At 72.2% G+C, this 12525-nt stretch carries 10 protein-coding genes and 1 pseudogene; 3 read left to right on the top strand and 8 right to left on the bottom strand.

Going from position 1 to position 12525, the window contains the following annotated elements; genetic code table 11:
* Positions 1-95 precede the first annotated feature (95 nt).
* A pseudogene (locus ACZ7L7_RS22160) lies at positions 96-498 on the top strand (class I SAM-dependent methyltransferase); the annotation flags it as partial.
* 74 nt (positions 499-572) lie between these two features.
* Here the strand turns inward: ACZ7L7_RS22160 and ACZ7L7_RS22155 are convergent.
* Entirely contained in the window at positions 573-1073 is a 501-nt protein-coding gene (locus tag ACZ7L7_RS22155; RefSeq protein WP_472076875.1) for a ribonuclease FAU-1 family protein, read from the bottom strand.
* Positions 1054-1977 (bottom strand): GNAT family N-acetyltransferase, encoded by a 924-nt coding sequence (locus ACZ7L7_RS22150; RefSeq protein ID WP_471593443.1) that lies wholly within the window; start codon positions 1975-1977, stop codon positions 1054-1056. Before ACZ7L7_RS22150 ends, ACZ7L7_RS22155 begins: the two co-directional genes overlap by 20 nt.
* A gap of 72 nt (positions 1978-2049) precedes the next feature.
* Between ACZ7L7_RS22150 and ACZ7L7_RS22145 the strand changes: the two genes are divergently transcribed.
* Entirely contained in the window at positions 2050-2421 is a 372-nt protein-coding gene (locus tag ACZ7L7_RS22145) for a GntR family transcriptional regulator (protein WP_285511614.1), read from the top strand.
* 7 nt (positions 2422-2428) lie between these two features.
* Here the strand turns inward: ACZ7L7_RS22145 and ACZ7L7_RS22140 are convergent, their stop codons facing one another.
* Together ACZ7L7_RS22140 and ACZ7L7_RS22135 are read right to left on the bottom strand one after the other, a co-directional pair.
* The gene (locus tag ACZ7L7_RS22140; protein WP_453605395.1) at positions 2429-3196 is read right to left on the bottom strand and encodes a DUF72 domain-containing protein; all 768 of its coding nucleotides are present in this window, start codon (positions 3194-3196) and stop codon (positions 2429-2431) included.
* Positions 3197-3227: 31 nt separating this feature from the next.
* Positions 3228-4322: a DUF5925 domain-containing protein gene (locus ACZ7L7_RS22135; protein ID WP_453605393.1), complete on the bottom strand. Its 1095-nt coding sequence runs from the start codon at positions 4320-4322 to the stop codon at positions 3228-3230.
* 134 nt (positions 4323-4456) lie between these two features.
* Between ACZ7L7_RS22135 and ACZ7L7_RS22130 the strand changes: the two genes are divergently transcribed.
* Complete coding sequence (locus ACZ7L7_RS22130) at positions 4457-5875, top strand: GH39 family glycosyl hydrolase (RefSeq protein ID WP_471593441.1); 1419 nt, start codon at positions 4457-4459, stop codon at positions 5873-5875.
* Positions 5876-5918: 43 nt separating this feature from the next.
* Here ACZ7L7_RS22130 and ACZ7L7_RS22125 read toward each other — a convergent pair whose 3' ends face one another.
* Genes ACZ7L7_RS22125 through ACZ7L7_RS22110 form a run of 4 tightly spaced genes read right to left on the bottom strand, consistent with a single transcriptional unit; the run spans position 5919 to position 12234 of the window.
* Complete coding sequence (locus ACZ7L7_RS22125) at positions 5919-9620, bottom strand: lipopolysaccharide biosynthesis protein (RefSeq protein WP_472076873.1); 3702 nt, start codon at positions 9618-9620, stop codon at positions 5919-5921.
* A complete protein-coding gene (locus ACZ7L7_RS22120) occupies positions 9613-10431 on the bottom strand; it encodes a polysaccharide deacetylase family protein (protein ID WP_285511609.1) in 819 nt (272 codons plus the stop codon). The genes ACZ7L7_RS22125 and ACZ7L7_RS22120 overlap by 8 nt, the downstream gene beginning before the upstream one ends.
* Positions 10424-11419, bottom strand: a complete 996-nt coding sequence (locus tag ACZ7L7_RS22115) for a glycosyltransferase family 2 protein (RefSeq protein ID WP_285511608.1) — start codon at positions 11417-11419, stop codon at positions 10424-10426. The genes ACZ7L7_RS22120 and ACZ7L7_RS22115 overlap by 8 nt, the downstream gene beginning before the upstream one ends.
* Positions 11416-12234, bottom strand: a complete 819-nt coding sequence (locus tag ACZ7L7_RS22110; protein WP_285511607.1) for a glycosyltransferase family 2 protein — start codon at positions 12232-12234, stop codon at positions 11416-11418. Before ACZ7L7_RS22110 ends, ACZ7L7_RS22115 begins: the two co-directional genes overlap by 4 nt.
* Between the last annotated feature and the right edge of the window lie 291 nt (positions 12235-12525).

Genomic DNA, 12525 nt, shown 5'->3' with positions numbered 1-12525 from the left:
GGCTGCACACCTACAATCACCACCGCGGACACACCGCGCTGAAGGGCCAACCACCCGCCAGCCGCGTCCCCAACCTCACGGGTCAATACACCTAGCAGGGGCACCGGGTGACCGGGGTGGACCTCCCCGGCCATGATCGGCCTCGCCCGCGCCAAGCTCGCCGGGCGTGACGCCGCGTTCCTGGTCGGTGACGCGGGGGCGCCGCCGGTCGGGGAGGAGCGGTTCGACGTGGTGCTCGTCCGGCACCTGCTGTGGGCGCTGCCCGGCCCCGGGCGCGCCCTGCGACACTGGCGCGGGCTGCTGCGGCCAGGCGGGCGGCTCGTCCTGGTCGAGGGCGTGTGGGGCACGGCCAGCCCGGTCGGCATGTCCGCCGAGCGGCTGACCGGCCTGCTCGCGCCCCTGGTCCCGGACGTGTGCGTGGAGCACCTGTCCGGCGACCCGCGGCTGTGGGGGAAACCGGTGACGGACGAGCGGTACGCGGTGGTGGCCCGGCTGTGACCCTCAAAGTCCCGTCTGCCGCGCTACGACCTAGGGCAGCAGCGCCTCGAAGTCCCGTCTGCCGCGCTACGGACCTAGGCCAGCAGTGCCTCGAAGCCGTCCCCCGCCGCGAGTGCCTCCAGTTCGTCGAGGGCCGCCACCGCCGCTGCCGCCGCCTGCGGGTCGCTGGTCGCGAGGCCGCTCTCCTCGAACTCGTCCTCGTCCAGGCGGCGGATGTCCGTGGCGTCGGCCGAGCGCCACAGGTCCAGGTCGAGGTCCTCCACGACCAACTCCGTGCCCCGGAAGGTCGCCGGGCGGGCGATGTCGCAGTACCAGCCCTTCAGGGCGCCCCGGGAGGTGTGGACCGCCTTGATCGCGTACCAGCGGTCGCGCCAGTAGTACTCGGTGAAGACGTCGCCCGGTTCGAAGCGGACGAAGCCGAAGTCGCGGGGCCTGTCGCCCTCGAAGTCGGCGCGGACGGTGATGCGGGTGCCGTCGTCCTGGAGGAGGGTGGCCGGGTAACGCATCTTCGTGCGGCCCGCCTTCACCAGGACCACGTCCACCTGCCCTTCGCGGTCAGCCGAGTTCACGGACATAACGCACCTCCGTCGCGCAGATCTCGTAGCCGAACCACTTGTTGATCGCCAGCATGGGTCCGTTTCCTGTGTCGTTGCCGGTGAAGGCCTCCGTGCAGCCCGCCTCGCGCGCCCGGTGCAGGGAGTGGTTCTTGGCGAGCTTGGCCAGGCCCCGGCCGCGGAAGGCGCGGGCCGTGCCGGTCATGCCGGTGCCGTAGCGGCCGGTGCCGTCGGTGCGGGCGGCGGTGAAGGCGGCGGGGCGGCCGTCGACCACGGCGACCGTGGTCAGCTCCCTGTCGGTCAGGGGGTGGCGCCAGGTGTCCTCAAGCCAGGTGTCGTAGTCCAGCCGCGCCGGACCCGCCTCGCCGGGCTCGTCCGCCGTGGTCTCCGCGTCCAGCTCGAACAACGGCCGCGGATCGGCCGCGAAGTCGGCGGCCGTGCGCAACTCCACCCCCGGCGGCACCTCCTGGAGCGGCGGAAGCTTCTCGAGGTCGAGCCGGAGGAAGTGCGCGGAGCGGCCCGCGCGGTAGCCGCGCGCCTCGGCGAAGGCCCGGTTGGCGGGCTCGTCCAGGACCCAGGCGAGCAGCCGGACCGCCCCCAGACCGGCCAGGTACTCCTCGGCGGCCCGCACCAGGAGCCCGCCCGCGCCGCGGCGGGTGCGGTCGGGGCGTGTGTACACATTGACGAAGCCCTGCGACGGCCCCGGGACCTCGTGCAGCAGGCCCACCTGCGCGCTGCCGATGATCTCGCCGTCCGCCTCGGCGACCAGCGGCCGGTAGTGCGCAGCGGCGGGGTAGTGGTCCAGGTTGTAGGCGAGGGAGTCCGGGGTCATGACGAAGTACGGCAGGGCCCTCTGCCGTACGGTGGCGAAGCCCTCCAGATCCGCTCGGACGCCGGGCCCGATCTCGCGCACGATGACAGTCATGTGGCCGCACGTTACGGCCGGGGCACGTCCCCCTGCCTCTCATTTTCCGCCGGGTACGGGACAATCGGTCCCGTGACCCTGAAGATCCACATCGATGACAGCGCGCCGCCGTACGAGCAGGTGCGGGCGCAGATCTCCGAGCAGGCGCGCGCCGGTGTGCTGCCGGTCGGGTACCGCCTGCCGACCGTGCGCGGGCTCGCCGAGGCGCTGGGCCTCGCCGCGAACACCGTCGCCAAGGCCTACCGGGCGCTGGAGACGGACGGGGTGATCGAGACCCGGGGCCGCAACGGCACCTTCGTGGCCGCGGCCGGCTCCGCCGCGGAGCGGGAGGCCGCGAGCGCGGCGCAGGCGTACGCCGAGCGGGTCCGCCGGCTCGGGCTCGCGGAGGAGGAGGCCCTGTCCGCCGTACGGGACGCCCTGCGGGCGGTGTACGAGGCCGGCTGACCGGACGTCACGCGGGCACGGTCCCCGGTACCCGCGTCACCGTCAGCCCCTCCCTCGCCGCCAGCCGGGCGAACGCCACCGCGTCCCGCACGGCCGCACCCCCGGGGTCGTTGTTGAAGTACGCGTACACGTCCCGGCTGTCCGGCCAGGTCCGCGCGACGCGGGCCACCCAGGTCGACAGGGACTGTCTGCCGTAGCGCGGCCACGGCTGGGCCCGGCCCTGGTGGAAGCGGACGTACCCCCAGTCCGCGGTGCGCCACAGCGGGGTGACCGGGCGGGCGAGGATGTCCGCCCAGCACAGGGCCGCGCCCCGGGACTCCAGGACCTCCTGGACCGTACGGGTCCACCACGAGTCGTGCCGGGGTTCCACCGCGACCCGCGTCCCGGCCGGGAAACAGGCCAGGCAGGCGTCGAGCAGGGCGGGGTCGGCCCGCAGCGTCGGGGGGAGCTGGAGCAGCACCGGGCCCAGGCGGTCGCCCAGACCCTCGGCGTGGCTCATCAGCCGGCGCACCGGCTCCTCCGGCTCCCGCAGCCGCTTGATGTGGGTCAGATAGCGGCTGGCCTTCACCGCGACCACGAAGTCGCCGGGCACGCGCTCCCGCCACGCCGCGAAGTTCTCCCGCGACGGCAGCCGGTAGAAGGCGTTGTTCAGCTCGACCGTCGCGAAGCGCGCCGCGTACTCCTCCAGCCACAGCCGCACCGGGCACCCCGACGGGTACAGGACGTCCCGCCAGTCCTTGTACTGCCACCCCGACGTGCCGACGAACAGGGTCATACGCCCATCAAAGCACCGGAGCGGCCGGGTGCTACAGGTACAGCCCCGCGTCCGCCCCGCCGCGCGGCTCCGGCAGTGCCGTGGGCGAGGTGCCCCGGCGCAGCGCGTACAGCTCCGCCAGCGTGGCGCCCTCGCGGCCCACACCCTCCTCGGTGCCGAGCCAGCCCACCGCTTCCGCCCTGGTCAGCGGGCCGACCTCGATGCGGGCCAGACAGCGCCCCGGGCGCACCACGGCCGGGTGGAGCCGCTCCAGGTCCTCGTTGGTGGTGACGCCCACCAGCACGTTGCGGCCCTGGCCGAGCAGTCCGTCGGTCAGGTTCAGCAGCCGGGACAGCGCCTGCCCGGCGGTGTGCTTGGCCTCGCCGCGGATCAGTTCGTCGCAGTCCTCCAGGAGCAGCAGCCGCCAGCGGCCCTTGCCGGTGCCGTCCTCCTCGCCGATCGCGATGTCCATGAGATAGCCGACGTCGCTGAACAGCCGCTCGGGGTCCAGGACGCAGTCCACCTGGCACCAGTCCCGCCAGGAGCGGGCCAGGGTGCGCAGCGCGGAGGTCTTGCCGGTGCCGGGCGGGCCGTGCAGCAGGAGCAGCCGGCCCGCGATGTCCTCGGGCGTGGTCTTCATCAGGCGGTCCATCGCGTCCGCGACCGGTGCCGTGTAGTTGGCGCGCACCTCCTCCCAGGTGCCCGCCGAGATCTGGCGGGTGGTGCGGTGCGGGCCGCGCCTGGGGGAGACGTACCAAAAACCCATGGTCACGTTCTCCGGCTGCGGCTCCGGCTCGTCCGCCGCGCCGTCGGTGGCCTGCTCCAGGACCTTCTTCGCCAGCTCCGCGGTGGTCGCGGTCACCGTGACGTCGGCGCCGCGGCTCCAGCGGGAGATCAGCACGGTCCAGCCGTCGCCCTCCGCGAGCGTCGCGCTGCGGTCGTCGTCGCGGGCCACGCGCAGCACGCGGGCGCCGGGCGGCAGCAGGGTCGCGCCGGAGCGCACCCGGTCGATGTTGGCCGCGTGCGAGTAAGGCTGCTCGCCCGTCGCGAAGCGGCCGAGGAACAGCGCGTCGACGACATCCGACGGGGAGTCGCTGTCGTCGACGTTGAGCCGGATCGGCAGAGCGTCGTGTGGGTTCGCAGACATGTCGTCATGATCCGGCACGAACGCCCTTCGTGCACTGGATTTCCCCGCGGAGGCCGGTGATCGGCGATTGCAACAGGACTGTTGAACACCAAAGCCTGCCACCACGGCCGTTCGCCCCGTTACCGTTGCCCTCGATGGGACGACATGGGTGGAATTCGGGGGTGCGGCGGTGGCGGCTCACCGCGCTGCTCGGTGTGGGGGCCGCCGCCCTGGCCCTGGTGGTGACCCTGCTCCACACGCTCCCCGACGGCGGCGCCAGCACCGCGGGCACCTCACGGGACGGCGACAAGGTGCACGGCACCCCCGTCCCGGCGAACGGCGCGGCCGAACCCGAGGTGGGCTGGGGGTTCACGCACACCCAGTTCAGCGCCGACGAGGGCAGCTCGGATGCGACCGGGCGGGTGGAGCGGCGGATCGCCGACAGCGGGGGACTGCCGCAGATCCAGCACCTGATGGGCTGGGGCGCGGACAACCCCGAGCCGGTGAAGGGGCGTTACGACTTCGACGCCATGGACCGCCGCATCGACTTCGTGCGCGCCTCCGGCGGCACCCCCGTGGTCACGCTGTGCTGCGCGCCGGACTGGATGAAGGGCGGCGAGGCCGGGGTCGACCACACCGACTGGAGCCAGGACGCCCTGGAGACGGCCCCGGACCCCGAGCACTTCGACGACTTCGCCGCGCTCGCCGCGACGGTCGCCAAGCGCTACCCGGACGTACGGCACTTCATCGTGTGGAACGAGTTCAAGGGCTTCTGGAACGACGCCGAGGCCCGCTGGGACCACGAGGGCTACACCGAGCTGTACAACCGCGTCTACCGCGCCCTGAAGAAGGTCAACCCCGAGATCCAGGTCGGCGGCCCCTACCTGGTGATGGACAGCCTCGACCCCCGCGAGACGCACGCCTCGCCGACCCTGAAGGGCACCTGGGGCGCGATGGACCGCCGCGTGCTGGACGCCTTCGCCTACTGGAACGAGCACAAGGCGGGCGCCGACTTCGTGGTGGTCGACGGCTCCAGCTACACCCGGCACGACGAACTGCTCCCCGACGAGTTCGCGGCCACCGACAAGTTCACCGCCGTCGGCGAGTGGGTGCGCCGGCAGACCCGCGGCGAACTGCCCCTGTGGTGGGCCGAGTACTACGTCGAGCCCGCCGACGGCGACGACAACCGGCACGGCTGGTCCGAGACCCGCCGGACCGCCGTGCACGCCGCCGGACTGATCGCCATGGCCAAGGGCGGCGCCACCTCCGGCTTCTACTGGAACCCCGAGGCGGAGAAGGGCACCGACTGCCCCGGCTGCCTGTGGACCCCCACCGACCGGAAGGAGGGCGGGCGGGAACTGCCCATGTACGACCTGCTGTCCCGGTTCGCGGCCGCCTTCCCGCCCGGCACCGAGTACCGCGAGCTGTCCGCGCCCGGCCACCTGAGGGTGCTGGCCACCGACCGGACCGCCCTCGTCGTCAACACCCTGGACCGCTCCACCACGGCGACCGTCGACGGCAAGCGGATCGAACTCCAGGCGTACGAGGTCAGGTGGCTCGCCCGAACCACCTGACCGCGCTTTCTATTTGCTCGACCGAACCACCTGACCGCGCCTCCTACTTGATCGTCAGGAATCGCTGCACCAGCGAGGCCAGCAGCACCGCCAGCAGTGGCAGTGAGAACCAGAACGTGCTCTGCAGCCAGCGCAGTTGCCGCACGCTCGGCCGCACGGCGACCCGTACCACCTCGCGCGCCCCCAGCAGCACGATCAGCGCCAGCGCGGCCAGCGCCCCGACCACCGACCACGGCGTCCAGGTCACCTGCGGACCGATCGGACCCGGATCCGCCTTCGGCACCTCGCCCGCGGGCTGCTCGCGCAGCGCGTACATGGTGACGTCCTCGTTGGCGAAGACCTTCTTCAGTTCCCGGCGCTTGTCGAGGTTCTCGATCAGCCGCGGCTCCCAGTTCTCCGCGTAGCCGACATCCATCCGCAGATAGGTGACCTGACCGCGGTTGATCATCAGATACGAGTTCGGGCCCGCGTCCTTCAGCGACTTGACCAGGCCGGACACCAGCACCGGGTCGACCGGCGCCTGGGTCGGCAGGTACTCCACCCTCTCCATGTCCCGCGATCCCCACGGCAGGGACGGCGTCACCACGTTGACCGGGTCGTCGCTCAGCCACAGCAGCCGCACACTCGGGTCGTCGTGGTCGTAGACGTACTCCATGGCCGCGATCTCGCCGGAGGTGATCCGCTCGAACGGCTCGTTGCCCCACCGGGCCACCAGGAAACCGCCGACGAGGACCAGGCCCGCCATCAGCGCGGCCAGCGGTGCCAGGCTCACCCGGTCCTTGTCGCGCTCCTCGGCGGTGACCCCGGTGCGCGGGAACAGGGCGAGCCCCGCCAGCAGGGCCGCGCCGGGCAGCGCGAACATGAAGACCCGCAGCGCCATCTCGCCGCCGTAGCTCTGCATGCCGAAGCCGAGGAACGGCACGAAGGCCAGGACCAGCAGGGAGCGTTCGCGGTACTTGTGGTCGCGGCGCCGCCACCAGCCCCAGCAGGCCATCGCCATCACCCCGCCGGCCAGCAGCACCCGCGCGTACAGCACCAGCTTGTGGGTGGAGCTGCCGCCCTCGATGCGCCCCGAGACCGACGAGGAGACATTGGAGCCGACCCCGCCGACGCCGCCGAACAGTTCGTCGAAGTGCCCGGACCAGTACGGCTCCGCCATGAAGCCGATCCACGACACCACCACGACCCCGAACAGCAGCGGCAGCCCGCGCAGTTCGCTGCGCCCGACCAGCACCAGACCCGCCAGCACGCCCAGCATCACGAACGGGGTGAGCTGGTGGGCCGGGACGCTCGCCGCGAACAGACCCATCACGACCAGCAGCAGTACCGCCCGCTGTCGCCGGCTGGTCGGCTCGACCTCCAGCTCGCCGGGCCGCACCTTCGTCCAGATCACCCGCGGCGCCCGGAACCAGACCAGCAGCAGCGCCACGAACACCAGGTACAGCAGGTAGGTGAAGCCCTGCGGTGAGAAGTAGTCCTGGCCCACCCAGCCGCTGAGCACGAAGATCCAGATCCCGGTCCAGCGGGCCCGCCAGCTCGCCCGCATCGAACGGGTCAGCAGGAACATCGGGACCAGGTACAGCAGTTGCACGGTCAGCGGCCACCAGCGGATGACCTCGGTGAAGTCCGAGACCCCGCAGGCCTTCGCCACGAACGCGGCCGCCGCGAAGAAGCCCGGCCAGCTCCAGCGCGCGTCCAGGTCCGGTACGGCGGACCCGGTGCGGTCGATGTAGTCCAGGAAGCCCAGATGCTGCCAGGCCGTGGCGAACCGCGGCTCGGTCTCGATCAGCGCGGGCAGGGCGTGCAGCGACACCACCGTCGCCAGCAGCGTGACCAGCAGCAGGGCCCGGTGCTCACGGCCCAGCCAGAGCAGCGAGGCGAACACGGTGACCAGCAGCCCGGCGCCGATCAGCGTCGGCGTGGGCAGCACCGAGACCAGCCCGAGCCCGCCCATACCGTCCAGGTCGGCCTCGGTCAGGCGCAGCGCGGGCACCCAGTACAGCAGCAGCGCCGCGATCAGCAGACAGCCCAGGACCACGCCGGTGCGGGTCGGCAGCGCGCTCGCGGTGGGCTCGGCCTGCTCCTCCTCCCGTACCGTCTGCGGGATGTCCTCCGGTGTCAGCGTCACCGGTACCTCCGGGACGACGGCCCTCTCCTCCGCCTCGAACGGCGTGTCCACCTCCGGTTCCTTCTTCTCCACCGGAAGCCCGACGGCCCACGTGGGCCGCCGTACCGCGGGCAGCCCGGCGGGCGGGGTGCCCGGGCCCGGACGGACGTCGGGCCGCCGGTCCAGGTGGTCGAAGTCGACATGGATGCCGAGGCCCAGCGTGTCGGAGTCCAGCGCCCAGGCCGGCCCCCGCCTGCGCCCGCCCTCGCCCGGATCGCGCGACCCCAGGTCGGCGAGGTCGCCGTCGGGCGCGGCGTCCTCCGGCACCTCGGGCGGCGCGGTCAGCACCGTGCGGTACAACTTGGGCGCCGCGATCGCGACGATCACCGCCAGCGCGACGATCTCGGCGACACCGGCGCCGGTCAGCCCCATCCGGGGGAGCAGCAGCAGCGTCAGACCCAGCACCAGCGCGCACAACAGGCCCTGCAGCCAGGCCAGTCCGGCGGTGCGGCTCTGGGCGCGCAGGACCGCGAAGTAGGTCTCCATCACGACCCGCAGCAGCCCGCCGACCGCGAACCAGCGCAGCAGCGGCGTCGCCGCGTCCGCGTACCCGGAGCCGAACACCCCGAGGATCCAGGGCGCCCCGACGAACAGGATCGCCGCGACCGGCACCATGATCTTCACCATGCGCAGCAGCGCGGCCCGGGTGAAGACGGAGAGCCGGGCCGGGTCGTGCGAGCCCTCCACGGTCAGCGAGGCGCCCATGTTGATGGCGAGCAGGTTGACCGTGCCACCGATGGTGGCGGTGATGTAGAAGTAGGCGTTGTCCTCGGAGCTGACCTGCGCCGCCACGATCACCGGGATCAGATAGACCACGGCGAGCGAGAACAGCGAGCCGGTGTAGTCGCCCGCGAGGAAGGTGCCGATCTCCTTCCACGACGGCGGTTTCGCGTGCTCCTCGGTCGCCGACACATGCCGCGGCACCAGCCGCCGGAACACCAACCAGCCCAGCGGCAGCACCGAGATCGCGATGGCCGCGACCCAGGAGACATAGACCCCGGTGGTCGGTATCGCCGCCGCGAACGCCACCAGCAGCCCCAGCTTCACCGCCGAGAAGGCGGTGTTGCCCACCGGCACCCACAGCGCGCTGCGCAGCCCGGTGAGCACCCCGTCCTGCAAGGTCAGCAGGTTCCACGCGATCACGGACACCACGAACCCGATCCCGGCCAGCGGTGTGTCCAGGAAGCGGTACGACGGCCCCCACGCGTCCAGGGTCAGCAGGAAGACGCCCGCGGCCAGCGCCACGATCACCGAACTGCCCGCGTACGTGCGCAGGATCAGCCGCCCGGTGGCGCGGCCCGCGATCGGGATGAACCGGGCCAGCGCGCCGGTCAGCGCCACCGCGGTCAGCCCCGCCAGGAACTTCATCGCGGCGATGGCGGCGGACCCCTGGCCGACCGCCGACTCGGAGTAGTAGCGGGCGGCGGCCAGCCAGAACCCCAGGCCGAGCACCGCCGAGATACCGGTGTTCAGCATCAGGGCGTAGGCGTTGCGGAACAGCTGGCTGCCCCGCCCCGGCGGCTCGGACACCGGCGCGGCGGACTGCGCGGCCTCGGTCGTGGTCGTCGTGTCAGACACGGGTTCGGATGGCCTTCCGGCGTATCTGTCGTGCTCGGCGGACCATGGCATAGCCCTTGGTGAGGGCCAGGTCCCGGGCGAAGGTGCGGGTGATCGCGCGGCCCTCGACCAGCCGCCGGAACTCCTCGGCGCCCGTGGTGCGGCGCACGGTCACCCGGCGCAGCGCGTACGGGCCCTGGCGGCGGCGGGCGAGGCCGTTGCCGACGGCCAGCGCCTGCGCGTACCCCGTCTCGCGCACCGCCCGGCGGACCCGGCGGTCGGAGTAGCCGTACGGGTAGGCGAACGAGGCCGGGACGGTGCCGAGCTGGTCCGAGACGATCTCCTTGCACAGGATCAGCTCCCGGCGCAGCTCCTCCTCCGGGAGCTGGTCGAGCTGCGGGTGGGTGTGGCTGTGGCCGCCGATCTCCACCCCGGCCGCGGCCAGTTCGCGCACCTGGTCGAAGTCCAGCATGGTGTCCAGGGCGCCGCCGGTGTCGTACGGGCCGCGCAGCCAGCCGGTGGAGACGAAGACGGTGGCCGGGAAACCGTGCTTGGCGAGCACGGGCAGGGCGTGCCGGTGCACGCCCTCGTAACCGTCGTCGAACGTCACCAGGACCGGGCGTGCGGGCAGCGGACGGCCCCGCCGCCAGCAGTCCGCGAGTTCGGCCGTGCCGACCGGGGTGAGCCCCAGGTCGGCGACGACCGCCATCTGCTCCTCGAACGCCTCGGGCGACACCGACAGCGTGCGGGTGGCGTCGTTCGGTTCGGCGGACACCGCGTGGTACATGAGGATCGGCACGGCGGTGTCGTCGCGCACCGCGCCTCTACTCATGGCCGCCCCCGTCCCCCTCGATCGCCGCCACCGAGTAGGTGGCCCCGCCCCTGCGCGCCCGGACACTCCCGACCACATACCCACCGGCCGCGGTGAGCACCCCGGCGACGATCGCGCCCGCCCGCCCGGCGCCGCCCGGCCGGGCCAGCACCGCGTCGCGCAGCCCGCGCGCCACCCCGGCCGGCAGCACCCGGGTGGTGTACCGGCGTTCGGACTCAAGTCCCTTGTCGGCGCCCACACTCCGCGCGACCAGCGCCTTCGACAGGCCCTCGGCCCAGGCGCGGGTGCGGAAGTAGCCGAAGTGCTCGCGCGCCTTTGGCACCCGGTGGTGGATCACCGCACGGTCGTCGATCAGCAGCAGCGCGTCGGGCCGGGCGCGGGTCAGCCGGATGCACAGCTCCGTCTCCTCGCAGCCCAGCGGCAGCCGGTCGCCGTCGCGTCCGATACCGGTGGCGAAACCGCCCGCCGCGTCGAACGCCGTACGCCGGAAGGAGGCGTTGCCGCCGAGGACGTTGCGCACCCGGACGCGGCCCGGCGGCAGGCCGCGGTAGGTGCAGCCGACCACCCAGTCGAACTCCTCCGGGAACCAGGCCGGTCGGCGCCCCGAGGCCCAGATCGGCTCGGTGCGCCCGCCGACCGCCATCACCCGCGGGTCGGAGTAGCCCTCGGCGAAGTAGCGCAGCCAGTCCCGCTCGGCCACCGCGTCGTCGTCGAGGAAGGCGACCACCTCGCCGTAGGAGGCGGCGATCCCCGTGTTGCGGCCCGCGGACAGCCCGCGGGGGCCCGCGTTGGCGAGCACCCGGACGTCGGCGGCCTCTTTGTACTCCTTGGCCAGGCGTTCGCGCAGGGGTTCGTTGTGGTCGACGACCAGCAGCGTCTCCAGCGCCGGACGGGACTGCGCGCGCACCGAGGCGACCGCCGCGAGGATGTCCTCCCAGCGGTCCTCGGTGTAGACGCAGATCACGACGGAGATGTCGGGACCGCTCAAGACACCTCTCCCCGGACCGAGTCGAGCAGCGGGGAGCGCCCGGCACGGCGCCGCAGGTCACGCCGGTTGGAGCGTTCCTTCAAGATCACCTTCAGCACCCGCAGCCCGTCCCGCACGGCCCGCAGGTTGCTGGTGCCGTGGATCCGCAGGTACTCGTGGCTGGGTATCTCCTGCACCTTCAGCCCCGCCTTGACCACCCGGATGTTCATCAGGGTCTCCACCTCGAAGCCCGTGCAGTCGAGGTCGATCTTGTCCAGGCAGTGCCGCCAGAAAGCGTTGTAGCCGTAGCAGAGGTCGGTGTAGCGGGCGCCGAACTTGCGGTTCACCACGGCGCACAGCACACGGTTGCCCAGCTTGCGGATGAACGTCATGTCATCGGTACCGCCGCCGTTGGCGAACCGGGACCCCTTGGCGAAGTCGGCGCCCGAGACCAGCGCCGACACATAGCTGACGATCTCCTGGCCGTCGGCGGAGCCGTCCGCGTCGACCATGACGATGATGTCACCGGAGCAGGCCTCGAACCCGGTGATCAGGGCATCCCCCTTGCCCTTGCCCCGCTGCTCGACGACCTTCACCTCCGGCCACAGCTCGCGGGCCACTTCGACGGTGTTGTCCGTGGAGTTGCCGTCGACCAGCACCACTTCGTGGATCCAGTCCGGCAGGGTCTTGAAGACGTACGGCAGGTTCTCCGCCTCGTTCATGGCGGGGATCACGACGCTCACCGGCGGTGCGATGGCCAGGTGCGAGGAGACGGGCCGGTACTTCCCGGCTGTGCGGTACTTGTCGCCCGTTGCCGGGCGCAGTACAGAACTCATGAGTCGGTCCCTCTCGTCCGGTGGACCGCCCGCCCCTGGGGCGGCCCGGCTGTGTGTCCGGTTCGAAAGGGGGGTTATTGCTGGCGTAACTCACCGGCCTGCCAAGGCGGCAGAGCCGATTGCGCGGCACGCCCCGGTCGCGCGTACATCCTCCTGTACGCAGGCCGAGTGCGGCACCCCCCTACCGCGCCCCGCGCCGGTGCCACCGCGGCCCTGAGCCCTCCCCTGGTCCGCACAAATGATGGTCCGTTGCGGGTGAGATGTACGACGGTATTGACGATTGCGTCCGTA

The sequence above is a fragment of the Streptomyces sp. NPDC110618 genome, from assembly GCF_055657065.1.
This window is presented reverse-complemented; position numbering and strand designations above follow the sequence as displayed.